This is a genomic window from Ruegeria sp. CDSB117, assembly GCF_059611005.1.
In genome coordinates this window covers 545,308-569,335 of sequence record NZ_JBXWOS010000001.1, presented here as the reverse complement: position 1 = coordinate 569,335, position 24,028 = coordinate 545,308, and the positions used below count along the sequence as shown (strand labels likewise).

Sequence of the window (24,028 nt, the reverse complement as noted above, 5' to 3'; positions counted from 1 at the left end):
ATGAGAGCAGTTTCGCTATTCTTGATTATCGGCTCAACAATCTCAGCGGTGGGTGGTGCGCGTGCCCAATCGCTTGGTCCTCTGCCGGAGTTCCTCGAACCCGACTTTGCAAGTGTCGAGCTGGGGCGGTTGCTGTTCTATGACCCAATATTATCCGGCAACAGGAATATCAGCTGCGCGACCTGCCATCATCCCAAACTTGGCACGTCAGACGGTCTTTCCCTTGGAATAGGGGAAGGAGGGATTGGACTGGGTCCAGAGCGAACGCTGGATCCCGAGAACACCCCGGAACAACGTATTCCTCGAAACTCACCAGGACTTTGGAACCTCGGGGCCACTGAGTTCACGACTTTTTTCCATGATGGGCGACTGGAGGCGGACCTAACGCAACCTGATGGTATCAGAACCCCGTTGGGTAATCATATGCGGTCTGGTTTCAATTCAGCGCTGGCCGCACAGGCCATGTTCCCGGTTTTGTCGCCAGACGAAATGGCGGGTCACTATTCTGAGAATGATGTGAGCAAGTCGGTTCGCCTTGGCTTTCTTACACAGCAAGGTGGTGCGTGGGATCTGATTGCAGAACGTGTTGCGGCCATTCCAGAGTACGAGCAGAGATTTGAGGACTTAGCGCCGGATGATGGAATTACGTTCACGGCAATTGCCAATGTAATCGCGGACTTTATCGCATTCGAGTGGCGTGCGGATAACAGCCCGTTCGATCGCGCGATGCGAGGTGAGGCTGAATTGCCAGAAGAGGCCGAAATTGGCATGGGCCTGTTCTACGGAAAAGCTGGGTGCAGCAACTGCCATTCGGGCTGGTTTCAGACCGATCACAAGTTTCATTCGATTGCACTGCCGCAGATCGGTCCGGGAAAGGCGGCGCGATTTGAAAACCATGTCAGGGACGATGGGCGTCTTCGCGTAACCGGCGATTCCGAAGACGCGTTTGCTTTTCGTACGCCATCTCTGCGCAACGTGACCCTGACTGCGCCATACGGACACAACGGAGCCTATGCTGAACTTGAGGACATAGTACGCCATCATCTGGACTCGGTGGCGTCCTTGCGAGACTACTCGATCGAGATGGCCACTTTGCCGGACTTCCCCGGCTCTGACGACGAAAGGGCAATGTCGGATAATCAGCACCTGGGTGCGATTGCCCAAAGCAACGGCTTGCCGAAAGTAAGCCTGACGGATCAGGAAATCGACGCTCTTCTCAGATTTCTGGTAAGCCTTGAAGACCCGGCAGAGCAGCTAGGTGTGCCCGACCAAGTTCCAAGCGGGCTACCGGTCGACAAGTAATCAGCGGTAAAAACGTATGATTTGGTTGGGCTGATAGTCCAACCACTCGCCTTTCGATCCATCCGGCCAGATCATACGAACCTGCACCTGATCCTCACTCCCAAGCCCAAAATGCTGAAACCCAGCGATACCACCAGCGTGACCGCCGCCGATTGTGAGCTCGCGGATCTGAACACCCAGCGAGGTTTTGACTTCAATAAATCCACCAATTGCTGCGTGATTGGATTGATCCTGAGTGACATCAATCAATAGCCATTTGCCACCCTGAGAAGAGTTCTGGCTGACTTCAAGCTCAGTACCTCGGTTGACGACCACCAGATCCAGCTTTCCATCGTTGTTCAGGTCGGCAAGGGCCGCGCCGCGTGATTTAGCCATCGAAGCTACGCCTGCATCTGCTGCAGCTTCAGTAAACTGACCGTCGGAGTTCTGTAGTAGTAGGTTATTGGGGTCGTTCAGAGCCGCATCGGGCATCTGTTCTACATTTCCCTTGGCCACGAATATATCGTCCCGGCCGTCGTTATTGACGTCGCCAAACTGTGCGTGCCACCCGGTGGATGGCCTTCCGTCTCCGCCTATATGCGGTATATGAGCGGTCGTACCCTTTTCGTAAGTTGCATCGCGCCAGGTCGGGCCGTTTGTCACTGGGTCAAAAATCTGGAGTTTCTGGTCACCCATCGAGGTCAGATAAACTTCGGGAAATCCATCTCCTGTAAGGTCCCGGGAGGCGATCCCCATTCCCCAGATCGAAAATGGAAGCCAGCCTTCGCCTTCCGAGTATTGGCGCGGCTCAGGCTCCATCGCCCACAATTGCTCGTGACCGCCGCGAACATAGTAGTGACGGTCGTTGCTGATGCGGAGATCAGCGCGGCCAGTTCTGGCCCAGTCCGAAAACAGAATAGACAGTGAGCAATAACCGGGTTCAAGTCGCAGCGGCTCAAGGTAAGAGCCGCTTTCAGGGCGATACAAAAGGGTTGGTCCGCAAGATTCAAAAGGACCCTCGGGATCAAACCGATCAACATAGGTGCCAAAGGCCAAGGTCGGTAAAGTCTGCCCGCTTTCCCACGTTGCCGAAAACCCTGTGGTCCAGTGATCCTTTGATTGAAAACCGAGTTTAGCGAACGGGCTGAATTGGCAGTTGGCATGGCCCTGAAGAAGCAGGTCTGGGCCAACGCGCAACACAGCTAAGTCTATTACACCGTCGCTATCAACGTCGAGAGGGTAGGCGCCGGTCACACCGGCTAGCGAAAGATTTTCAGGCGTGTCCGTCTGAAAGGATATCTGTTCGTTCGAGGTATTGATGAACAGTTGAGACCGGTTGGACCCGCCAGCCAAAAAGAGTTCTGGCAGGGAGTCTCCATTGCAATCGAAAACGGTCACACCGCCGCCGACAAAATGCTCCCACCCGCCATCATAGACATGTTTTGGTACATCCACATTTGTAAATTGGGGAATAACAGTGTCCGCATTCGCGACAGTGGCAAAAGCTACAAGTATCGCAAGCTCAAGACGCATTCGCCGTCAGCTCCTTGACCTTAAGAATCGAGATTTGCTCGATTCCATAGGCTGCCGCCCCCTTGGCCCACATCATATCGCCCCAGTGATGAACTTTGATCTGGGGCAAAGGTGCATCGACATTTACAACACCGTTTCGAATGCGGATCATAACTTCGCTGGAACACAAATGCTCAAAGCTCATTTGTGCCCCCGAGACGATAATGCATTCTGGGTCATACAAATTGATCAGGTTGGAAATCCCGAGGCCAAACATCTGACCTGCGCGGGCAAGCACCGACGAAGCTCTGGCGTCACCCGAGTTGGCGCGGTCATGAATGTCGGAAATGGAGTCCATGTTGTTGGTATGACCAGTTACCGTCATCTCGCGGATCAAAGCATAGTCGCCCACATAGGCTTCTAGACACCCGCGTTGCCCGCATTGGCATAGGGCCCCGTCAAGTTGAACTTTGGTGTGCCCAAACTCAGCGCCGCAACCTCGTTCTCCACGGTATAGTTTGCCGTCCAATACGATGCCAAGGCCAACACCGTGTTCGATCGTAACAACGAGGAAGTTCTTTAAACCCTTGCCCAAGCCAAAAAGCTGTTCGGCCTTGGCGACAAGATTGGCGTCGTTGTCGACGAATGCGGGGCAGGGCAGCGCATTTGAAAGCAAGTGGCTAAAATCAATGTTTCTCTCAGTAATCGAAGAAGACCAGTGCACAAAATTCTTGTTTGCATCGACCAGTCCAGCCACCCCGATAGAAACACCTGCCAAATGAGCGACAGAACGATCGATCTGATTGCAGGTTTCTTCAAGAGCTTCGCGGATCGCCGATACAAATTCTTGCGGCGACATCCTGGCGTGATCCAGAGCATATTTATGGGATGCGACTTCGTTTCCTTCAAAGTCGACCAAGATAACCGAGATCACTTGCCGAGCCACCTTGAGACCGGCCACAAGATACATCTGGCCGTCCAATTGCAGCAATACTCTGGGTCTGCCTCTCTTCCCCGACTTGGACTGTGCCTGGCTTTCAGTCTCTTTGACTAGCCCGGCCGAGATGAGATCAGCCGTGGCAGCGGTGACGGTCGCAGGGCTGGTTTGCAAGGCGGATGCAATATCGATCCGCGAGACGGACCCTTTGGCTCTGATGTGCTCCAATACCCGCAGGCGGGTCGTATTTCTTTGTTCCAAAGAAATCGGAGAGGCTTTGCTTTTCAGCATCTTGTCCTCGCGAATCTTGCTGTTGGTCCAATCTATTTGAATTTGCCTGCCTCTTGTAGAGTAAATATTTTACTGGCTGAAATAAATATGATATTCAAATTTGTGAGAGCCGCGAATCGAAATGCGATGGCTCGGCAAATGGGAGGAAATCATGAAAAAAATTCTCAGCTTTTCGGCTGTGGCCACTTTGTTGGCTTCGACCGCATTCGCAGAGCCAGTGGTTGGCGTAAGCTGGTCGAACTTTCAGGAAGAGCGTTGGAAAACGGATGAGGCGGCAATTAAATCAGCGCTTGAAGCAGGTGGTGCCGAGTACATTTCGGCGGACGCGCAATCGTCTTCCGCAAAGCAGTTATCGGACATCGAAAGCCTGATCGCCCAAGGTGTAGACGCGCTTATCATCCTGGCGCAGGACGCGCAGGCCATCGGACCAGCGGTTCAGGCCGCGGCGGACGAAGGTATTCCTGTGATTGCTTATGACCGTCTGATCGAGGACGACCGAGCATTTTATCTGACCTTCGACAACGTGGAAGTCGGCAGAATGCAGGCTCGGGCTGTCTTTGAGGCCATGCCGAAGGGCAATTATGTCATGATCAAAGGCTCTCCCACGGATCCAAATGCGGACTTCTTGCGGGGTGGTCAGCAAGAGATCATCGGCGCAGCCGTTGACAGCGGTGACATCGTAATCGTTGGTGAGGCCTATACTGATGGCTGGTTGCCGGCGAACGCGCAGCGAAACATGGAACAGATCCTGACCGCGAATGAGAACAACGTGGATGCGGTTGTTGCATCAAATGACGGTACTGCAGGCGGGGTAGTCGCGGCCCTAACTGCTCAGGGCATGGAAGGCATTCCAGTGTCCGGTCAGGACGGCGACCACGCAGCGTTGAACCGCGTTGCGCTGGGGACTCAGACCGTATCTGTTTGGAAAGACGCGCGTGAGCTTGGCAAGGCGGCGGGCGAAATCGCGGTTGCGCTGAGCGGCGGCACAAGTCCTGCTGATGTCGAAGGCGCAGTTAGCTGGACATCACCAGGTGGCACCGAGATGAACTCGGTTTTCCTAGCGCCTGTTCCAATCACTAAGGGCAGCTTGTCCGTGGTTGTTGATGCCGGATGGATCCCGCTGGAAGATCTTTGCCAAGGCGTTGAAAACGGACCTGCCCCTTGTAACTAAATCACTCAGCCCTGGGCCTTTAGTCCGGGCCTGGGGCAAATGCTGAATATGAAAGATCGGAAATGACCGAAACTTCGTCTCAGCCGGTACCTGAAAAAGCGAAACCCAGCCTGTTCCATCAATTGGAACTGGATATGCGGCTTTTGGGAATGATCGGCGCATTTGTCATCCTGTGTATAGGGTTCAACATCTTCACGGATGGACGGTTCTTGACGCCTCGGAACCTGTTCAACCTCTCCATCCAGACGGTTTCAGTGGCCATTATGGCGTGCGGAATGGTGTTCATTATCGTCACTCGCCACATCGACTTGTCGGTAGGAGCGCTGCTGGCAACAACCTCGGCCGTGATGGCAATGACGCAAACCGAGCTTTTGCCGCAAATACTTGGGATGGGTTTGAACAATCCGGCAACCTGGGCGATCACAATTGTTGTTGGGTTGTTTGTCGGCACACTGATTGGTGCATTTCATGGCTGGATGATCGGCTATCTGACGATACCGGCTTTCATTGTCACACTTGGCGGGTTTTTGGTTTGGAGAAACGTAGCGTGGTATCTGACCAGCGGCCAGACGATTGGCCCTCTGGATAGCACGTTCCTGATGTTTGGCGGGACTAACGGAACTTTGGGAACAACGACGAGCTGGCTGTTTGGACTATTCGCTACTGCGATCGCGATCTGGGCGTTGTGGAGTGGTCGCCGCGCAAAAGCAGCACATGGCTTCCCTGTGAAACCTGTTTGGGCCGAGGCCACTCTGGCTGGGATAATCGCATTTGCTATCCTTGGGTACGTTTACATCGTAAACAGCTACGCCATTCCTACGCGCCGTCTGCAACGTATGTTCGAAGCGCGCGGCGAGACAATGCCAGAGGGGCTGGTTGTAGGATACGGCATACCGATTTCTGTCCTCATTCTGATTATCGTGGCCGTCACGCTGACAATTGTGGCGCGAAAAACCCGGTTTGGACGCTACATCTTTGCCACCGGCGGAAACCCTGATGCGGCAGAGCTTTCTGGCATCAATACTCGGCTGCTGACCGTGAAGATTTTTGCGCTTATGGGCTTCCTGTGCGCCGTTTCTGCTGTGGTCGCCTCGGCGCGTCTGGCAAACCACTCAAACGACATTGGCACGCTGGACGAACTTCGGGTCATCGCCGCTGCAGTGATCGGAGGAACCGCATTGTCGGGCGGCATCGGTACCATCTATGGCGCGATCCTTGGTGCATTGATCATGCAGGCGCTGCAATCGGGCATGGCAATGGTTGGCGTTGACGCGCCGTTTCAGAACATCGTCGTCGGCAGCGTTCTTGTGCTCGCCGTCTATATCGACATCGTTTATCGCAAACGACTGGGGGCAAAATGATGCAAGCACAGGATATGCAGAAAAAACCTTCCGGCACCGGGCGCGGTTCAGGCGCGCCGCCATTGGTCGAGATGCGCGACATCTCGATTTCCTTTGGTGGGGTCAAGGCCGTTGACCATGTGTCGGTCGATCTCTATCCGGGTGAAGTCGTTGGTCTACTTGGCCATAACGGGGCCGGAAAGTCCACGTTGATCAAAGTATTGTCCGGTGCCTATCAGATGGACCACGGCGAGATCCTGATCGATGGCAAGCCGGTCGAGATTGGCAATCCCCGTGACGCCCGGGCAAACAATATCGAAACGATATATCAGACGCTCGCCTTGGCCGACAATCTGGACGCGACATCAAACCTGTTCCTGGGGCGCGAGATGACGACGCCTTTTGGTTTGGTCAACGACGCAGCCATGGAGGCCGAGTGCCGAAAGATCATGGCGCAGCTCAACCCGAACTTTCAGAAGTTCAACGATCCTGTTTCCGCACTGTCGGGAGGCCAAAGACAGTCTGTGGCGATTGCGCGGGCCGTCTATTTCAATGCCCGCATCCTGATTATGGATGAACCCACAGCGGCACTGGGCCCGCATGAAACTCAGATGGTGGCGGATTTGATCCACCAGCTAAAGGCGCAAGGCATTGGGATATTCCTGATCGATCACGACGTGCATGCCGTCATGGAACTGTGCGACCGCGCCTCGGTCATGAAGAACGGAAAACTGGTTGGCACGGTCGATATCGCAGACGTCACTGATGACGATCTTTTGTCGATGATCATTCTCGGCAAGCAGCCAACGCAAAAAGCAGAATAGGGTCAGGTATGACAAGCGGATTTTTCAATGGGATCGAACGGATCCAATATGAGGGCGTGGATAGTCAAAACCCAATGGCCTTCCGGCATTACAACCCCGATGAAGTGATTTTGGGTAAACGCATGGAAGACCATCTGAGGTTTGCAGTGGCCTGGTGGCATTCCTTTGCATGGGAAGGGGGGGATCCCTTTGGAGGACCCACCCTGGAGCGCCCATGGCATCCGCAGGACGACATGGGACGGGCCCGCATGAAGGCCGATATCGCTTTCGAGATGTTTGAACTCTTGGGTCAACCCTATTTTTGCTGGCACGACGCTGACATCCGTCCCGAGCAAGGCAACTTTGCTGAAAACCTCAATGCCTTGGAAGAGATCACCGATTACATCGGTGAAAAGATGCAGGTTTCAGGCACCAAGCTTCTTTGGGGAACGGCCAATATGTTCAGCCATCGTCGCTGGATGTCTGGCGCCAGTACTAATCCAGACCCTGACGTTTTTGCATACGCCGCAGCGACAGTAAAATCCTGTATAGACGCGACCCACAAGCTTGGCGGCGAAAACTATGTTCTTTGGGGCGGACGTGAAGGCTATGAGACCCTGCTGAACACGGATCTGAAAACCGAATTGGACCACATGGGCCGATTTTTAAACATGGTCGTAGAGTACAAGCACAAGATCGGGTTCAAAGGTACAATTCTTGTAGAACCGAAACCTCAGGAGCCTTCCAAGCACCAATACGACTATGACGCAGCTACTTGCATCGGATTTCTCAGGAAGTACGGGTTGGAGAACGAAGTGAAACTGAATCTCGAGCAGGGCCATGCGATTCTTGCTGGGCATAGCTTTGAGCATGAAATTGCGGTCGCGGCCGCAGAAGGGATGCTGGGTTCGATTGATATGAACCGCAACGACTATCAGTCTGGATGGGATACAGACCAATTCCCGAACAATACACCGGAAGTTGCCCTAGCTTACTATTACATCTTGAAGGCCGGTGGTTTTACCACCGGTGGCACTAATTTCGACGCCAAAATTCGCCGACAATCGATTGACGCCGTCGATCTGGTGGCGGCTCATATCGGTGGAATGGACATATGCGCACGCGGTTTGAAAGCAGCGGCTGCAATGATTGAAGATGGAGGTTTGGAAAACGCGCTTTCGCAACGGTATTCCGGTTGGAAATCTCCAAAAGGGGAGTCCATGTTAAGCAGCAGCCTGGATGAAATTTTCGCTCGCGTTTTAAGTAACGGAATAAACCCAGAGCCGCAATCTGGACGCCAGGAAATACTAGAGAATTATTTGAACAGATTTGTTTAACTGCCAAACTTAGGTATTTTCCGCTGTTGTCAAAAGTCACGCCAAGCCGCCCTCGGTTCTGAGGACGCGAGGGGAGGTTTTGTTCATAGCCCGTCCATAAAGACAAATCCTTTCCTTGATCTGGTCAAACGGCCGCAATTCTTTTTGGGTCACAAATGCTTGACGTTTGGGTCAGAAATGAATGACGTGATTGACCGATTTAATGAGGTTTTGGCCGTCGATTGAGTCAAATATCAGTGAAGTTCCACAGCAAGACTTAGCACCGCTCAATGCGGCCGCAGCAACGCGCCAGCGGTCATATTCCCGTCGACGCTCAGATCCGAGCGTCGACGATTTCGAGTATTCGGTTGCGCTGAATCTTACCCGATGGCCCTTTTGGCAGATCATGCAGGATGTGAACCTCGTCAGGGGATTTGAACCGACCCAGCTTGGTCTCACAAATTTCCAATAGGGTCAGAGGTGTCAGCTCGGACCCTTCCCTGATTTTGACAGCGGCCTCGACGGTTTCGCCATAGCTGCGACAGGGGCGTGCAAAGGCTGCGGCTTCGACAACGTCGGGGTGGGAATAAAGCGCCTCGTCAATCTCACGCGGTGCGATGTTTTCGCCGCCCTTGATGATCAGCTCTTTCAGGCGGCCGGTGACATAGACGTATCCATCCTCATCCATACGCGCCAGATCGCCGGTGCGCAGCCATCCATCGGCCGTAAATGTATCCGCAGTCGCATCCGGATCCTTGAGGTATTCAAGCATCACGTTCGGGCCGCGTATGACCAGCTCTCCCTCGGTTCCGTGCGGGACGGGCTGTTGGTTCGCATCCCGGATCGCGGCGTCGTTTCCATAGGCAACGCCCGGTGAGCCGATTTTGCGCACACCCGGCGGAAGTGGGTTCGACAGGATCTGCGCGGCGGTTTCGGTAAGCCCCATGGTTTCGACGATAGGAACGTCGAATCGTTCTTCGAAAGCCCGTTGTACGTCCGGTGCCAGCGCGGACGAGGCAGAGCGCCCGAACCGCAACCGCTGGCGGGTTTGGATGTCCGGATTGGTGTCGGATTGCAGCAGATGAGAGATGATGGTCGGGACTACCGAAAACCAAGTTGCCTCAGTTTTTCCAAGATTGTCCCAGAACCGGCTGGCCGAAAACCGTTCGCACATAGCCAGGGACCCGCCCGAAACGAGGGTTCCCATCACAGTCACGCACAGACCGTTGATGTGATAGATCGGCAGGACGCAGAAACCGCGATCCGTGTCGGTCAGCTCATGTGCGACAGCGGTGGTCCAGCCGCCTGCCAAAAGGCTGGAATGGGTATGAACAACGCCCTTTGGTCTGCCGGTTGTGCCTGAGGTGTACATGAGAAGGGCATGATCATCGGGCGTCAGGTCGTAAAGCTGGGTATCTGCGTCACCAGCACCGGCGACCTGCAAAGGCTTGGTCACGGCAGGGTCGGCTGTTCGGCCAAACAACTCTGATTGATCCGGGTGCACGAAGGCAAAGCGCGCGCCGCTGTGTTCAAGTGCGTAGGCTACGGCACTGTCGCCAGCGACGAGATTGATCATGGTTGCCCGGAATCCGCCATAGAGTACGCCGAACAAGGCGATAAGAGCCTCGCGGCAATTGGGATAGACAAGGGCGACGCTTTCGCCTTTTTGCGCCCCAAGGCTGGTCAACATGCTTGCGACGTTTTTGGCCGAGCCGCGCAATTCAGCCCAGCTCAGATCCTGTGCGCCATCGGGAAACACAAACCCGGTTCCGCCCTGATCGGCTCTTAGGTCCAGCCAATCGCGGACCGTTCCTTTGGGCGGTTCCATCATTGGCCAGCCTCCCTCCAATACGCGCCGAATACGTCCTCGAGCGCGGGTTCGCGTGGGGCTATTTCACGCACAATTTTGGTGGTCTGGACGAAGTGCCGCCAATGCAGGTTGGTATCGATAGAGTTTCCGCCCCAACTGCCGCATCCCATAGATAGAGAGAAAGGCATTCCGTTGGTGAAGCTGCCGCCCGTGGCAAAGGTATGGGCCTGGTTCACGATAACCCGGCAGGTGGGTAACTCTCGGCCCAGCTCAATGGCGCGTGCGTCGTCGCTGGTGTGAATGCCGACCGAATGTCCGGCCCCTTGATAGGCCAGGACGCGTGCTGCTGTGGCCTTGGCAGCCGCATAGTCCGACGTCCGGTACAGCGCCAGAACGCGGCTCAGCTTTTCTCCGGACAGGGGATGATCGGGACCGATCCCATCGGTCTCTACCGCCAGAAACTTTGTGCCTTCGGGTGCTTTGTCTGCCATCCCCAACGCATCAAGCATCTTGTTGGCGTCCTGAGCGATCGCGGATCGGTTGAGGTGCCCGTCCGGCCAGAGACGCGCAATGATACCTGCGGCATCGGATGCGGGGACAAGCGCACCGCCTTCGGCCGCCATTGCTGCGACGAAGTCGTCATAGACTGCGTCCACCACCACAACCGCGTTCTCGGACGAGCACGAAGTCGCATTATCAAAACACTTTGACGCCGTGATCTTGGCTGCCGCCGCCGACAGATCGGCGGTTTCATCGACAATCACGATGACATTGCCTGCGCCAACCGCGACAGCCGGTGTGCCGCAGGACTGAGCGCGGTGAACGTTGTTCTGACTGCCGGTACAAATCACCCGATCTGAGGTCTCCATCAGCCGTTGGGTTTTGGCCTTTGACCCCGGTGCGGGGATCATCTGAACCAGATCCCGATCCAGACCCAGCTTGTCAAACTCCGCGTGGATGAAGCTTAGCAGCTTCTCACAGGATGCCACGCCCTTGGGCGAGGGGGCGACGACGATGGCGTTACCACCTTTGAGAGCATTAATGATGTTGTTGGCCGGTGTTGCGGCCGGATTGGTCGAAGGGACCACCGCGCCAACGACGCCGATCGCACGGGCGATTTCTGTGATCCCTGTTTCAGGATCGTCGCTGATGATGCCATATGTCTTTGCCTCGGCAATGTCGCGCAGAAGACCCAGAGTTTTGCGGTGGTTCTTGGTAACCTTGTCGGGGACATTGCCCAGTCCGGTGGTTTCAACCGCCAGTTCTGCCAGTGCCTGATTGCGTGCGGGTTCCATGATCGCCCAACCTGCCGCCAGCGCCGCCTTGTCATAGAGCGCCTGACTGCCAGTTGCCTCATAGGCAGCCTGAGCCTTGCGTGCCTGTGCCACGATCCGGTCCACTTCGGCGATTTCGGGGGCTATGTCGTTTGGAGCGTTCATTTTGGTCCTCGATTGGTTGTCCGGGGCGGGTTCTGCCCGCCCCGATTGGGGTCGGTTAAAGACCAGCCAGCAATTCGTTCAGCGTTTGCTGGCGCTGCGCCCACATCTCGATCACTTCGTCACGTGTCATGATGTGCATGGGCGAGCCACCCGCCTCCATCTTCTTGGAAACGCGAGAATTGGCGAACATCTCGGGCACGGTTGCGGCCAATTTTTCAATCACCTCAGGAGGTGTTCCCTTGGGCACCATTACACCCCGGAAATTGACCGAGGAGTTGTCCACGTCCAGCCCCTGTTCCATCATCGTCGGAACATCAGGCAGGAACGCATTGCGCTCAAGATCAGCAACGCCGAGGATCTTCACATTTCCAGCTTCTTGCGCACGGAACGCATCGGACAGGTTGTTGATGCCGCCCATGACTTCACCAGCGATGACGGCTTTCATGGCTGCTGCTCCGCCACCTTTGGTCGGGATGTAGGCCATCTTGGTCCCGGCTGCCTTGTCGATCTGCAGCGCCGCGATGTGGTGGCCCACAAAAAGGCCCGCGCCGGATACCGTCAGCTTGCCCGGGTTTTCCTTGGCATAGGCGACAACATCATCCATCGAGTTGAAATCGCTGTCGGCACCAACCACGAACACGGCCGGGTCTGCGCCCCAGTTCGCGATGGGTTCAAAGCTGTCGGTCGAATAATCGACGCCACCCTTGATCGACTGGGCGATAAAATGAGGAACGTTGTACGCCCCCAGCGTATAGCCATCTGGATCGGCCTGAGTTGCGAACCAGTTCCAGCCAACGCGCCCACCGGCACCGGGCTTGTTGATGATGGCGATAGGCATCCCCAGCGCATCCTCGTTGCCCGAGGTCATGGTGACGATCCGTGCCTGAAAATCGGTCGCGCCTCCGGCCCCGTAACTGACCATCATCATGATCGGCCGTTCGGGATATTCCTCGGCCATTGCCGCGCCCGTCAGGCCCGTCAGAGCCATTGCTGCCCCTGCAATCAATCGTTTCATTTTGCGTTTCCTCCCTGATTTAGTTCATCCGCGCATTTGCGTGTTCAGAACAGAATTTCTCTTGGTGTGTAGACGTTCAAAAGCATGGCAAAGAGCCCGTACATCACCGCCACAAAGACCGCCGTGATGATCCCGCGTTTGATCCAGGTTTTGACCTCGGAATGGGGGGCGGGGTCGTAGATCGACAGCAGGGTAAAAAAGGCGATGGTTGTTGCGGTGTAGAACCCCAGCGTCTTCGCCGCCCAGAAAACATAGATCAGCGTGATGATCAGACCCGGCAGCATGTTCACGAACATCGTCCGCATAACGCCGTTTCCGACCTTGGACAGACCCATGACCGCTTTGCCAAATGTCCATCCGGCCAGAACCACAAAGACCGTTGCTATGAGGCGTGGGAACAGGAATGCCTCGGCGGGTTGTTGCGTGTAACTGACCCATGCGACCCACAGGCCAACTGCAAAGACCAGACCTGACCCGAATACGTGCTGTGAGCGGTTCATGCCTGTGCCTCCTCTTTGGTGGTGTAGCGGCGGCTGCGCAGTTCCATCCAAACCGAATAGGCGATCGAGGCCAGTACGACGGCGATCAGGAACAGGTTCAATCCACCGGTCATGAAGTACGAAGCCTTGCCGACGGTCGCGTCGGCGATCATTCCACCCTGGATGAAGTTGGCCTCGGCGATAGGCCCGAGGATCAGGCCCAGTACCAACGGTGCAGCCGAGAAACCGAAGCGTTCCAAAAAGAACATGCCGATGCCGAGGCACGCCATCACGTAGACGTCGCCCATCGAACCCTGAACCGAGTATGCGCCAAAGACCGAAAGGGCCAGAACGATGGCGGCCATAACCGATTGCGGAACCTGTGCGACGCGTGCGGCAAGACCCGCGACATAGAGGCCGAAGATACACATCAGCACCTGCCCGATCAGCATCGAGTTGATGAAGGTCCAGGCGACGTCGGGGTGATTATCAAACAGGTCCGAGCCCGGGAAAATCCCGTGGATCAGCAACCCGCCCAACAGCACGGCGGCGGTCGGGCTACCGGGGATGGACAGCGTCAGCAGCGGGACCAGCGAGGGGCCGACCATCGCGTTGTTTGCGGATTCCGCGGCGATGACACCCTCGGAATGGCCGGTGCCGAACTTTTCTTTTTCCGACGAGAACTTCTTGGTCTGATCATAAGCGACAAGGCCCGCGATTTGCCCACCAACACCTGGGATCAGGCCGATGATCGAACCTGTCAGCGTTCCGATGCTCAGCGCTCGGGTGCGGCTGAACAGTTCCCTGAACGCCGCCAGGATCGAGTGGCGTTGCACTTCGATCACTTCGGCGCCTGTGTTGTGCCGCCCTTTGGCAAACATGGTCAGCACCTGTGGGATCGCAAACAGGCCAATCAACGCGGCAATAATGTTTATGCCGCCGCCCAGTGCGGGGTGAAAGATAAAGCGTTGTGCACCCATGATGTCGTCGAACCCGATGGTCGCCAGCCACAACCCGATGCAACCGGACAGCAGCCCCTTGACCACTGAGGCGGAATCAAGTGTTCCGATGACCGTCACCCCCAGAATGGCCAGCCAGAACAGATGCGATGGTCCAAAGGCAAGCGCCCATTGCGCCAAAACGGGCGTCAGGAATATCAGCAGCAGAACACCAAAAATTCCGCCCACGGCCGATGCCAGAAAAGACAGCTGCAAGGCGCGGGCACCTTCGCCTTTTTTGGCCATCGTGTGGCCATCCAGAGTGGTGGCGATATTCGCCGGAGCGCCTGGGATCTTCAGCAAGATGGCACTGACCGCTCCGCCAGCCACGGTCGAAGTATAGGCCGCCCCCAGCAGGATCAGACCCTGCGCGGCCTCAAGTTGAAAGGTGAACGGGATCAACAGGGCCACCGCCATTGTTGGCGACAGGCCGGGTGTCGCGCCCAGGATCAGCCCTCCGATCGTGCCGCCCAATAGCAGCATGAACGACATCGGCGTGAACACATCTCCGAAGTAGTAAATGAATTCCATCCAGGGCCTCCCAACCCGTCCGTTCGCATTTTTACCTTTGTTGACAAATTAGGTTAGGGCATGAAAATAGTATTGCAAATGTTTTCATAAATTTGACCGAATGGGGTAAAATTATGACTAATTTTCAAAATGGTAAGGTAGATATTGTGGCCGTTGCAAAGGCTGCAAAGGTGTCGCCGTCTACGGTTTCACGTACCTTCAATCACCCCGATCTGGTCAACCCGGCGACTCGCAAAAAGATCAACAAAGCGGTGCAGCGGTTGGGATACATCCGCAACCGCGCGGCCCAAACGATGCATGGAAAACGGTCGGGAACAATTGGCCTTGTCGTGCCCACAATCAACCACGCCATTTTTTCCGAGGTTATTCAGGCCTTTTCGGATTCGATCGACAAAGCAGGGTTCAGCCTGTTGCTGGCGTCGCATGGGTATGACCTGGATCGGGAATACGCGATGGTTCGCAAGTTTCTTGAACATCGTGTGGACGGCGTGGCGCTGGTCGGGTTGGAACATTCCGATGCCACCAACCGCTTGATCACACAGCAAAAGATTCCCGCGCTGGCGATCTGGAATTACTCAGAAGAATCACCCCTGCCTTGCGTTGGTGCGGACAACCATCTGGCCGGACGATTGGCGGCCGAACACCTGCTAGATTTGGGGCACCGTGACATCGGGTTGATCTTTCCCGAAACTCAGGGGAACGACCGCGCGCAGCACCGCCTTTCCGCAGTGCATGACGCATTGGGCGAACAGGGGGTTTCCGTACCTGATGAGCATGAAACCCAAGCGCCGTACAGTGTTTCTCAGGCCAAGCAGGCGGCCATGGCCCTTTTGACGACGCCGAAACGTCCGACGGCATTGCTGTGCGGCAATGACGTCATTGCGCAGGGGGCGCTGTTTGCTGCCCAAAAGCTTGGTTTAAGCGTTCCCGATGATCTGTCGATAATTGGTATCGGAGATTTCAAGGGCTCAGCTGACGTCGAGCCGGGCCTTACAACCATCCGCATTCCCGCAGAAACCATCGGAGCACTGGCCGGTGAGAAATTCACCGACTTTATTACGTCGGATGACCCCAAGCATTTCAGCATCCGCTGTGATTTGGAATGTGTCGCCAGACAAACGACCCGTTCGCTGGCGACCTGACAGGCCTGGGCAGAATAGTTAGGCTATGATTGCCTCAATCTTATCCAGCGTGGCCGCATTTACTGCAACGCCGTCGGTCTGTGCCTGCCTGCGCTTGCCGCCGCGCCCATCGCCGGGCAGATGCGCTCCGTTCTGTGCACGGATTGCGCCGACCAATTCGCTGATCCCCGAAGTAAACGCATCGCCAGAGGTGGCGGTCGGGTCGATCGCAATGAAGAACTGCCCGGTCTTGGGGGGGCCACCGGCGGTGCCGGAAAAAGGCGAGGCGTTAATGCCAAGGGTCGCGCCGGTCAGGGCTGCGGCCAGTACCTCGGTCAGCAGGGCAACACCGACGCCTTTGTAACCGCCTGACGGTGCCATCGACCCCTTAAGGCCGACATTCGGGTCCGTGGTCGGGTTGCCATCTGCGTCCAAAGCCCAGCCAACCGGGATCGATTTGCCTTCGCGGGCGTGTTTCATGACCTCGCTTTTGGCAGTCGTGCTGGCGCTTTGGTCGATCAGCAGGGCGGGCTGGCCATCTGCGCCGGGCGCGGCGATCGAGAAAGGGTTGGTGCCGACGACTGGTTTTGCGCCGCCCGAAGGCGCGATCGAGGCCGGAGCGTTGGTGAACCCCAATCCCACCAATCCGGCCTGCGCCAACCGGTATGTATGGTAGCCAAGGACACCGCAGTTATAGCTGTTGCGGATAGACAGTGCAGCGATCCCCTGTTCGCGCGCGGCTGGGATAAGGGCCTCAAAACCCATATCAATTGCGGAATGGGCAAAGCCGGTTGCTGCGTCCACGTTCACTGCGCCGGGGCGTGGGCGCGACAGTTCCGGTTGGGCTGTTCCGTCCACTTTCCGACATTGCACGTGCTCGCAATAGATCGGGATGTATGCCAGGCCGTGGCTGGCGACCCCATCTGCCTCGGTTGCAGCGGTCGCAACGGCCAATGGCCGGGCGTTGGCTTCGGATGTTCCTGCGGCGACAAGCGCGCGGAAGGCCAGATCTTCGATCTGCTCAAGGCTCAGGGTACGGGTTTCGATCATTGGGGCCTCTTTAATCGTTGTCGGATAAGCCCGCTCCGGCCCCGCGCAGGCGGGATTCCTCGGTGGCGGGGGCGTATGTGCGGTGGGCGAACCGGTTCAGAATGTTCCAATCAGTTGGATCAGGTTCCGCCCGTGTTCGACGGTGGACTGGTGCGGTCAGTTGGCCACCGATTTGCACCGAAACCTGTTGTGCCCTATCCGAAAGTGGGGCGTTCAGGGACAGGTCAAATCCGTCAGTTTCTACCTGTGCACGGTCACAGTCAACACTCACGCAGGTCTGTAACACGCGCGCCGCATTTGCCGCGAATGGAAGCAGCAAGGCAGGCACAGCTACGTTCTTTATCTCAATCGGGGCTGAGTTCAGTTGGTGCGCACAATCTGACAGCAATGCGCCAGTTACCAAAGGGCAAAGCTCGCTATCACTCTGCCATTCTCCGCTCAGATCGGCCGGGGTGTGTTGTTTAGGTGCGCGCGTCAATTCCAGTTGCAGCAGCTGAGCCAAAGCACCGGTGCCGTTTTGCCCCCGCGCGCACAGCCAGCGTGTTGCTTTCGCGGCTTCCTCGGCCAGCCCCCAGCTATATCCGGCACCACGCGCCGCGCGCTTTGCGGTGGCTTCGATCTCATTTAGCGAGACGTTCATGAAGATAGCTCCGGGTAAACCCACAAGTCTGCGGTGCTGGGATTCAGGTCTTCAGGGTAGGGCGCGCCAGCGTACATGCAGATACGGACCCAGCGGTCCGAGCGCGGATCAAAATGCGTGGCACCGAAAAACGACAGCTTGGCCCGGAGCATATCGATGGGCATGACGTCTGCGCTTATCGTGTTGTCGCGAAGCTCGCCATACGGGGCTACAACGCCGATCTGCGCGCGCCGCACCGTGTGGCGGTGCTCGGGATGGCGCAGAAGGAACTCGGCTATCGGCCTGTCGTCCTGCCAATTCTCAAGGTCCGTGAAAGCCAGCGCGGCGTCTCTGGCCGGGGCAAGGGGCTGTTCGTATTCGGCAATTGGTTCCTCGAACCGTTCACCCAAGCGAGGTTCCAGTTTTTCTTCAGACACGTACCAGGCGCGCGCGCAGTTCGCCTCGGCCGACCAATCCATATCCAGTGCCCAGCCAAAGCGGTCGCGGATCGCGGTGCGGACCTGATCGACGGTCATGCCCCCATCAATAACCTGTGCCTGAGCATTCCCGTCAGCCATACAACCGGTCAGGCCATCAACCAGCTCGCCATAGGGTTCCAGAATAAGCGACGCGAGCAGTTCCTGCCCTTCTTCGCCAAGTGTGGTTTCCGACCAGCGGATGAGCCGATCCCACGGGCGGTCCTGCTTCAGGTCATTTTCGTCCAGATAGCCGGAAATGGCTGTTAGATCGGCATTCAGTGAGGCAATCTTCTCAATCTGGACCGGGTGCTCGGATCGCCACCACGACATCGATAACTTGCTGCGATCATAGATGTCCCGAAAGTGTCGGGCTTCGTCCTCTGACGCTGATTGCAGAGACCGAACACGTGCCAACGCCTCTTCGCGCGCCATGATCCAGTTGTTGAACAATACCGGGTGATTGACGATGAACGGAGCCATCCCCAATCCGGTTGAGTTTCCGATGCCCAGCCACTGTGCAATCTCGGGGTTCAGTTTAGCCGACTGCATGCCGCCCTTGGCGAGGGCCATATGTTGCACCAGATCGCGGACAAATGTTCGCGTCAGGTAGACCGACAGCATTTCCGCCTGAAAGGGTGCGTGCAGTTCTGGCCGGTTCGCAATCTTCTCGCGATCCGCGGCGCCGAACTTGCCCGATCCGTAAACGGCTGTCGTCCGCATCAGGTAGCCGACTTTATGGATTTGTTCCAAGTCGGGCTGTTGTCCGGCGGCCAACTTGTCGACAACGTGCTTCCACAAACGCACGGACCGGTTGGCACGAGACAGGGACAACTCGCTTTCGCTTACGCGCCCTGCCTCTTGCAAAGGAACGTTTTCTGACAGGCGTTGGATGTCCTGCTTCGCTGGGATGCCATCGAATAATGCGAAAGTGGCGTCCCACGCCTCGGCGATCACCCGGTCCGACCGTTGTTCGGGCGGCAGGTCGTGGGCGAACGCAACCAGCGAATAGGCGCGATCCGGACCTTGCGCCGTGTAGACAGCGTGGCCGACGCCGTTTTCGTCGATCTCAAAAACAGGGCGCGTAAAGGCCCAGTTCTCGCGCGCCATACGTCGGGTCAGTTGCCGCATGAAGCTAAGTCTGCACTGATGCAGCGAGCCCAGCCGCGACAGGCGCATAACCTGCTCAGGATCGCGTCGCGGGATATCAGTACTGACGTGGCTCATGCGGTTCGTAGTCCAAAGTTCTGATCGAAAAAGCGGTACCAGTTGCCGCCCATGATGCCCGAGACTTCTTCGGCGTTCATGCCAACGTTGCGCAGCCCGGTTTCGATATTGCCGAAGTCGCGATTGTCCTCGAACCAGCTCGGCATTGGCGGAAAGCCGGGATTGCTGGCGGAACCTTCGCCATAGTCAATTTCCTTGGTCCAGCGACCAACGCGCATCCATTCGACGATGCTGTCGGGCTGATCCTGACACAGGTCAGTTCCAATCCCTAGATGTTGTGCACCGTATTTGTCGGCCGTACGGGCAATCATTTCGCAAAAGCTCTCCAGCGTGCAGTCGGACTTGTCTTTCAAGTGATGAGGGTAGACCGAAAAGCCCAACATCCCACCGTTTTCGGTCACAGCCCGGATCACCGCATCGCGCTTGTTGCGCAGGGCAGGGGACCATTCGTGCGGGTTGGCATGCGTAATGGCGATGGGACGTTCGGAGATCTCGGCCGCTTCTATGGTCGAACGATCCGCCGAATGGCTCATGTCGACTACCAGCCCCACACGGTTCATCTCTTTGATGACCTGTTTGCCCATGCGGGTGATGCCGGTGTCCTCGGCCTCGTAACAGCCGGTCGCCAGCAGGGACTGGTTGTTATAGGTCAACTGCATGAACCGCGCGCCCAGATCGTGCAGGATTTCAACCAGCCCGATATCGTCTTCGATGGGTGAGGGGTTCTGGAACCCAAAGAACACGGCCGTCCGCCCGGTTTCCCGGGCGATGTCGATGTCGCTGGCCCAACGGCCTTTCATGATCAGGTCTGGAAATTGCTCAAACCAGCGGTTCCACTTTTCAAAGTTCAGAACCGTTTCGCGAAAGTTCTCGTGATATGAGATGGTGACGTGGATCGCATCCACGCCCCCTTCGCGCAGTTGGCGGAAGATTTTCTCCGACCAGTTGGCGTATTGCAGCCCGTCGATGCGCATCAGACCGGGGTCCCGGCGCTGATGTATGCAGTTTTGACCGTGGTGTAGAACTCCGCCGCTGCCTTGCCCTGCTCGCGTGGACCGTAAGAGCTGTCACCGCGTCCGCCGAAGGGCACGTGATAGTCGGTGCCCGCAGTCGGAAGGTTCACGGTCACAACACCAGTGCGCGCGTTGCGGCGGAAATGGGTCGCGCAGGCGAGGCTTTGCGTCACGATCCCCGACGTCAGCCCGAAATTGGTGTCGTTCACCACGCTCAGCGCTTCGTCATAGCTGCCGACCTTGATGACGCTGGTCAACGGCGCAAACATCTCTTCGCGGTTGATCCGCATATCGTTGTTGGTGTTCAGGAAAACACCGGGGGACATGTAGAACCCGTCATGCGGCATCTCAAGCCGCTGACCGCCACAGGCCAGTTCTGCGCCCTCAGATTTGCCCAGATCGACATAGGCGAGGTTTTCGCCCAGCTGCTGTTCGCTGACGACCGGACCCATCTGAACGCCGTCTTCCAGCGCGTGGCCGACTTTCATGGCCTGCGCACCTGCGACAAGCTTTTCGACAAACGCATCATGCACACCGGCATGAACCACAAGCCGCGAGGACGCGGTGCATTTCTGACCTGTTCCGCCAAAGGCACCACCAAGGGCCAGCGTCACCGCCAGATCCAGATCGGCGTCGTCCATGACAGCCAGCGCGTTTTTCGATCCCATCTCCATCTGAACTTTGGTCAGGTTCTGAATAGCGGCGGCGGCGATGCCTTTGCCAACTGGGACGGAGCCGGTGAAGGAAATCCCGTTGACCTTGGGGCTTTCAACCAAACGCTGACCGATCGAGCGGCCCGACCCCATGACGAGGCTGAACAGACCCTTGGGGATGTCTTGCCGTTCGATGATCTCGGTCAGGGCCACGGCAGAAGCCGGCGTGATGTTGGCGGGTTTCCAGACTACCGCGTTGCCATAGCACAGCGCCGGAGCAATCTTCCACGACGCGGTCGCGGTCGGAAAGTTCCACGGGCTGATGATGGCAACCACGCCCACGGCCTCGCGGCGAACGTCAATTTCAACACCGGGGCGGACGCTGTCGGCGTTCTCACCGATCTGGCGCAGGCATTCGGCTGCGTAATAGGTAAAGAACTGACCGGCGCGGTAAACCTCGCCCTTGCCTTCGGCCAGCGGCTTGCCTTCTTCGCGGGCCAGCAGGGTGCCCAGTTCTTCGGCGCGCGACATCAGCTCGTTGCCGATGTTCATTAGAACCGCTTGCTTGCGTTCGGGACCGTAGGCTTCCCATTCTGCCTGTGCAACACGCGCCTGATCCAATGTGGCCTCAAGCTGATCGGCGCTGGCCTGAGCAAACATGCCAACCAGATCGCTCAGATCCGAAGGGTTGCGGTTTTCAATTTCGGTCTCGCCCGCCAGCCATTCGCCAGCAATCAGGTTCAGTTTTGTCACGATGCGCCCCAGAGTCATGAAAATTGGTCTGGCGCAGAATGGCTTTTTGAGTAGATATCAGTCAAACTCAAATAAATTGAGCAAACTTCAAAAAAGGTGAAGCTTGGCGATCAAGATCGAGACCTTGCGGTGTTTTTGCACGGTTGCCCAAACAGGCAACCTGATCGAGGCAGCCGACAGATTGGGCCGAACTCAGTCGGCAGTCTCGATGACCCTCAAGCAATTTGAGGATCATCTTGGCAAAAAGCTCTTTGAAGGAGAGCGCAAAAACCAGCTGTCCCCGTTGGGGTTACAGGTTTTCGAAGTGGCATTGAAACAAGTCCGCCAATTCGATCAGGCCGTCTTGGATATCATGGCCGCAGCAAAAGCAGAGCACGGGTTGCTGCGCATCGCGTCCGTTCCATCGGTTGCGGCGCTGATTTTTCCTAAGGTTCTGGCCTATGTCACAAAACGCTTTCCCGGAGTAAAAGTCGAATTGCGCGACACAGATACTCAGCAGGTATTGGACGCACTGGTTGAGGGTAAAGCGGATATTGGCATCGCCTCAGGTCAGCACGCGCTGAACGGAGTTCGGTCGCTTCCGTTGTTCGAAGACAGGTTTGGGCTGGTATGCGCCTCTGATCACTGTTTGATACGACAGCCAAATACACCAACAATTGACGAAGTCCTGACACTTCCGTTTATACGAAACGCACTGTGCGATCTGATTCAATCGCCCAAGTTCCGGGCATCCGAAGCGCAGGCAGATGTTACTGTTCACAACACGCATTCTCTAATCACAATGGTCAAGACCGGGGATTGGGTAACGGTATTGCCGCAATCGGTTGCCAGTTTCATGCCCGAGGCGACGGCGTTTCGCGAAATTGCGGATTTGCCCGATCAGCGCCAGGTCTGCCTCTATGTCAGTGAACATGCGCGGTTCAAGCATCTGACCGAAGAGGCGGTCGCTTACATTCTGGAACTGGGCGCTGCCTGATGGCAGAGTACGAGTTCACGGCCAATTTTCGACAAAGCCGAAACATTTCTATGATAATATCGAATTTGAGTGCTTCTTGGACGTAACGCTTGATGGGTGACGCGTCACCATGTTTCAGTTTTTCTTGCCGGGTCGGCGCATCGTGCGGCTGACCCAAAAACGGGAAAGCATCGGCTTTCCGACTTTGTTTGCAAGGTGCACCACGGCCCTCGGGCATAGAAAAACAGCGCCGCAGACGTCCAACATGGAGAAACAAATGAAAAAATTAGCCACGTTACTGGGAGGCGCATCCGCTGTGATCGCTGGACCCGCCCTTGCTGCTGATATCGTGATCGGCGTGCCGAACTGGCCTTCGGTAAATGCGACGGCACATATTTTGAAAGTTGCGATCGAACAGAACCTCGGTCTTGAGGTTGAACTTCAGAATGGCACCAACCCGATTGTGTTCGAGGCGATGGACTCCGGTGCCATGCACGTACACCCTGAAGTTTGGATGCCCAACCAGCAAAACCTGCATGATACCTACGTAAAAGATAAGGGAACGGTTACGTTCAACGCAAACGGAGTTGAAGCCTTCCAAGGTATGTGCGTCGACAAGGCAACAGCAGAAGCACATGGCATTACGTCCATTGAAGACCTGACAAACCCCGACAATGCTGCGCTGTTTGACAGCAACGGTGACGGGCAGGGTGAACTATGGATCGGTGCGCCGGGATGGGCGTCGACCAACGTCGAAAAAATTCGGGCCAAATCCTACGGTTATGACCAAGTTTTTGAACTGACAGAAATCGATGAGACAGTGGCTTACGCGAATCTCGACAATGCAATCAAAGCGGGCGAGCCGTGGGTCGGGTTCTGCTACACGCCGCACTATGTGTTTGCCCTGCATGACATGCAGATCCTTGAAGAACCGGCTTATGATGCGGCCAAATGGAACGTGTTGCAGCCCACAGACGACCCGGACTGGCTGGAAAAATCCGAGGCCGGCGTTGCCTGGGACCTAGCGTATCTGCACTTGCACTTCGCAAAGTCGCTTGAGGACGAATACCCCGAAGTGGCAACTATGCTGGCCAATATGAAACTGGATACCGATACGGTTTCGGCGATGACATATGCATTGGTGATCGAAGGTAAAGAACCTTTGGCCTATGCCGAGGAATGGGTCGGTGCGAACGAAGATGCCGTTCTGGGCTGGATGTCAAATTGATTGACGCCGA

The 24,028-nt window shown here is 56.4% G+C and carries 20 protein-coding genes; 8 read left to right on the top strand and 12 right to left on the bottom strand.

Annotated features, from left to right (window positions below):
- On the top strand, positions 1-1,302 hold the full coding sequence (locus AC2FJC_RS02745) for a cytochrome-c peroxidase (RefSeq protein WP_496738314.1): 1,302 nt from the start codon (positions 1-3) through the stop codon (positions 1,300-1,302).
- On the opposite strand, the gene AC2FJC_RS02740 is transcribed toward AC2FJC_RS02745, so the two are convergent.
- Both AC2FJC_RS02740 and AC2FJC_RS02735 read right to left on the bottom strand, forming a co-directional pair.
- Positions 1,303-2,814, bottom strand: a complete 1,512-nt coding sequence (locus tag AC2FJC_RS02740) for a CRTAC1 family protein (protein ID WP_496738313.1) — start codon at positions 2,812-2,814, stop codon at positions 1,303-1,305.
- Positions 2,804-4,021 (bottom strand): ROK family protein, encoded by a 1,218-nt coding sequence (locus AC2FJC_RS02735; protein ID WP_496738312.1) that lies wholly within the window; start codon positions 4,019-4,021, stop codon positions 2,804-2,806. The genes AC2FJC_RS02740 and AC2FJC_RS02735 overlap by 11 nt, the downstream gene beginning before the upstream one ends.
- A 151-nt stretch (positions 4,022-4,172) precedes the next feature.
- On the opposite strand from AC2FJC_RS02735, the gene xylF reads away from it, so the two are divergent.
- The 4 genes from xylF (at position 4,173) to xylA (ending at position 8,672) form a co-directional block, all read left to right on the top strand.
- A complete protein-coding gene (gene xylF / locus AC2FJC_RS02730) occupies positions 4,173-5,192 on the top strand; it encodes a D-xylose ABC transporter substrate-binding protein (protein ID WP_496738311.1) in 1,020 nt (339 codons plus the stop codon).
- 62 nt (positions 5,193-5,254) lie between these two features.
- Positions 5,255-6,553, top strand: coding sequence for a sugar ABC transporter permease (locus AC2FJC_RS02725; protein WP_496738310.1), 1,299 nt, complete (start codon positions 5,255-5,257; stop codon positions 6,551-6,553).
- Positions 6,553-7,356 (top strand): ATP-binding cassette domain-containing protein, encoded by an 804-nt coding sequence (locus tag AC2FJC_RS02720; protein ID WP_496738333.1) that lies wholly within the window; start codon positions 6,553-6,555, stop codon positions 7,354-7,356. Before AC2FJC_RS02725 ends, AC2FJC_RS02720 begins: the two co-directional genes overlap by 1 nt.
- An 8-nt stretch (positions 7,357-7,364) precedes the next feature.
- The gene (gene xylA / locus AC2FJC_RS02715) at positions 7,365-8,672 is read left to right on the top strand and encodes a xylose isomerase (RefSeq protein WP_496738309.1); all 1,308 of its coding nucleotides are present in this window, start codon (positions 7,365-7,367) and stop codon (positions 8,670-8,672) included.
- Positions 8,673-8,985: 313 nt separating this feature from the next.
- Here xylA and AC2FJC_RS02710 read toward each other — a convergent pair whose 3' ends face one another.
- Genes AC2FJC_RS02710 through AC2FJC_RS02690 form a run of 5 tightly spaced genes read right to left on the bottom strand, consistent with a single transcriptional unit; the run spans position 8,986 to position 14,923 of the window.
- The gene (locus AC2FJC_RS02710; protein WP_496738308.1) at positions 8,986-10,482 is read right to left on the bottom strand and encodes an AMP-binding protein; all 1,497 of its coding nucleotides are present in this window, start codon (positions 10,480-10,482) and stop codon (positions 8,986-8,988) included.
- Positions 10,479-11,900 (bottom strand): acylating sulfoacetaldehyde dehydrogenase, encoded by a 1,422-nt coding sequence (gene sauS / locus AC2FJC_RS02705; protein ID WP_496738307.1) that lies wholly within the window; start codon positions 11,898-11,900, stop codon positions 10,479-10,481. Before sauS ends, AC2FJC_RS02710 begins: the two co-directional genes overlap by 4 nt.
- A gap of 55 nt (positions 11,901-11,955) precedes the next feature.
- Positions 11,956-12,915: a Bug family tripartite tricarboxylate transporter substrate binding protein gene (locus AC2FJC_RS02700; RefSeq protein WP_496738306.1), complete on the bottom strand. Its 960-nt coding sequence runs from the start codon at positions 12,913-12,915 to the stop codon at positions 11,956-11,958.
- Positions 12,916-12,959: 44 nt separating this feature from the next.
- On the bottom strand, positions 12,960-13,415 hold the full coding sequence (locus AC2FJC_RS02695; protein WP_496738305.1) for a tripartite tricarboxylate transporter TctB family protein: 456 nt from the start codon (positions 13,413-13,415) through the stop codon (positions 12,960-12,962).
- Positions 13,412-14,923, bottom strand: a complete 1,512-nt coding sequence (locus AC2FJC_RS02690) for a tripartite tricarboxylate transporter permease (RefSeq protein WP_496738304.1) — start codon at positions 14,921-14,923, stop codon at positions 13,412-13,414. Before AC2FJC_RS02690 ends, AC2FJC_RS02695 begins: the two co-directional genes overlap by 4 nt.
- Before the next feature lie 113 nt (positions 14,924-15,036).
- On the opposite strand from AC2FJC_RS02690, the gene AC2FJC_RS02685 reads away from it, so the two are divergent.
- A complete protein-coding gene (locus tag AC2FJC_RS02685) occupies positions 15,037-16,065 on the top strand; it encodes a LacI family DNA-binding transcriptional regulator (RefSeq protein WP_496738303.1) in 1,029 nt (342 codons plus the stop codon).
- Between the two features lie 18 nt (positions 16,066-16,083).
- Here AC2FJC_RS02685 and AC2FJC_RS02680 read toward each other — a convergent pair whose 3' ends face one another.
- Genes AC2FJC_RS02680 through AC2FJC_RS02660 form a run of 5 tightly spaced genes read right to left on the bottom strand, consistent with a single transcriptional unit; the run spans position 16,084 to position 21,853 of the window.
- The gene (locus tag AC2FJC_RS02680; RefSeq protein WP_496738302.1) at positions 16,084-17,094 is read right to left on the bottom strand and encodes an Ldh family oxidoreductase; all 1,011 of its coding nucleotides are present in this window, start codon (positions 17,092-17,094) and stop codon (positions 16,084-16,086) included.
- 10 nt (positions 17,095-17,104) lie between these two features.
- Complete coding sequence (locus AC2FJC_RS02675; protein ID WP_496738301.1) at positions 17,105-17,734, bottom strand: DUF3726 domain-containing protein; 630 nt, start codon at positions 17,732-17,734, stop codon at positions 17,105-17,107.
- Complete coding sequence (locus AC2FJC_RS02670; RefSeq protein ID WP_496738300.1) at positions 17,731-19,416, bottom strand: hypothetical protein; 1,686 nt, start codon at positions 19,414-19,416, stop codon at positions 17,731-17,733. The genes AC2FJC_RS02675 and AC2FJC_RS02670 overlap by 4 nt, the downstream gene beginning before the upstream one ends.
- The gene (locus AC2FJC_RS02665; protein ID WP_496738299.1) at positions 19,413-20,390 is read right to left on the bottom strand and encodes a membrane dipeptidase; all 978 of its coding nucleotides are present in this window, start codon (positions 20,388-20,390) and stop codon (positions 19,413-19,415) included. The genes AC2FJC_RS02670 and AC2FJC_RS02665 overlap by 4 nt, the downstream gene beginning before the upstream one ends.
- Entirely contained in the window at positions 20,390-21,853 is a 1,464-nt protein-coding gene (locus AC2FJC_RS02660) for an aldehyde dehydrogenase family protein (protein WP_496738298.1), read from the bottom strand. The genes AC2FJC_RS02665 and AC2FJC_RS02660 overlap by 1 nt, the downstream gene beginning before the upstream one ends.
- An 85-nt stretch (positions 21,854-21,938) precedes the next feature.
- On the opposite strand from AC2FJC_RS02660, the gene AC2FJC_RS02655 reads away from it, so the two are divergent.
- Both AC2FJC_RS02655 and AC2FJC_RS02650 read left to right on the top strand, forming a co-directional pair.
- Complete coding sequence (locus tag AC2FJC_RS02655) at positions 21,939-22,811, top strand: LysR family transcriptional regulator (protein ID WP_496738297.1); 873 nt, start codon at positions 21,939-21,941, stop codon at positions 22,809-22,811.
- A 256-nt stretch (positions 22,812-23,067) separates the two neighbouring features.
- Positions 23,068-24,018: an ABC transporter substrate-binding protein gene (locus tag AC2FJC_RS02650; protein WP_496738296.1), complete on the top strand. Its 951-nt coding sequence runs from the start codon at positions 23,068-23,070 to the stop codon at positions 24,016-24,018.
- The last annotated feature ends 10 nt before the right edge of the window (positions 24,019-24,028 follow it).

Coding starts and splice junctions, on each gene's coding strand:
- AC2FJC_RS02690 (WP_496738304.1), bottom strand. CDS start 14,923: ATGGAATTCATTTACTACTTCGGAGATGTGTTCACGCCGATGTCGTTC.
- AC2FJC_RS02710 (WP_496738308.1), bottom strand. CDS start 10,482: ATGATGGAACCGCCCAAAGGAACGGTCCGCGATTGGCTGGACCTAAGA.
- AC2FJC_RS02670 (WP_496738300.1), bottom strand. CDS start 19,416: ATGAGCCACGTCAGTACTGATATCCCGCGACGCGATCCTGAGCAGGTT.
- sauS (WP_496738307.1), bottom strand. CDS start 11,900: ATGAACGCTCCAAACGACATAGCCCCCGAAATCGCCGAAGTGGACCGG.
- AC2FJC_RS02665 (WP_496738299.1), bottom strand. CDS start 20,390: ATGCGCATCGACGGGCTGCAATACGCCAACTGGTCGGAGAAAATCTTC.
- AC2FJC_RS02735 (WP_496738312.1), bottom strand. CDS start 4,021: ATGCTGAAAAGCAAAGCCTCTCCGATTTCTTTGGAACAAAGAAATACG.
- AC2FJC_RS02745 (WP_496738314.1), top strand. CDS start 1: ATGAGAGCAGTTTCGCTATTCTTGATTATCGGCTCAACAATCTCAGCG.
- AC2FJC_RS02660 (WP_496738298.1), bottom strand. CDS start 21,853: ATGACTCTGGGGCGCATCGTGACAAAACTGAACCTGATTGCTGGCGAA.
- AC2FJC_RS02740 (WP_496738313.1), bottom strand. CDS start 2,814: ATGCGTCTTGAGCTTGCGATACTTGTAGCTTTTGCCACTGTCGCGAAT.
- AC2FJC_RS02675 (WP_496738301.1), bottom strand. CDS start 17,734: ATGAACGTCTCGCTAAATGAGATCGAAGCCACCGCAAAGCGCGCGGCG.
- xylA (WP_496738309.1), top strand. CDS start 7,365: ATGACAAGCGGATTTTTCAATGGGATCGAACGGATCCAATATGAGGGC.
- AC2FJC_RS02680 (WP_496738302.1), bottom strand. CDS start 17,094: ATGATCGAAACCCGTACCCTGAGCCTTGAGCAGATCGAAGATCTGGCC.
- AC2FJC_RS02650 (WP_496738296.1), top strand. CDS start 23,068: ATGAAAAAATTAGCCACGTTACTGGGAGGCGCATCCGCTGTGATCGCT.
- AC2FJC_RS02720 (WP_496738333.1), top strand. CDS start 6,553: ATGCAAGCACAGGATATGCAGAAAAAACCTTCCGGCACCGGGCGCGGT.
- xylF (WP_496738311.1), top strand. CDS start 4,173: ATGAAAAAAATTCTCAGCTTTTCGGCTGTGGCCACTTTGTTGGCTTCG.
- AC2FJC_RS02695 (WP_496738305.1), bottom strand. CDS start 13,415: ATGAACCGCTCACAGCACGTATTCGGGTCAGGTCTGGTCTTTGCAGTT.
- AC2FJC_RS02700 (WP_496738306.1), bottom strand. CDS start 12,915: ATGAAACGATTGATTGCAGGGGCAGCAATGGCTCTGACGGGCCTGACG.
- AC2FJC_RS02725 (WP_496738310.1), top strand. CDS start 5,255: ATGACCGAAACTTCGTCTCAGCCGGTACCTGAAAAAGCGAAACCCAGC.
- AC2FJC_RS02685 (WP_496738303.1), top strand. CDS start 15,037: ATGACTAATTTTCAAAATGGTAAGGTAGATATTGTGGCCGTTGCAAAG.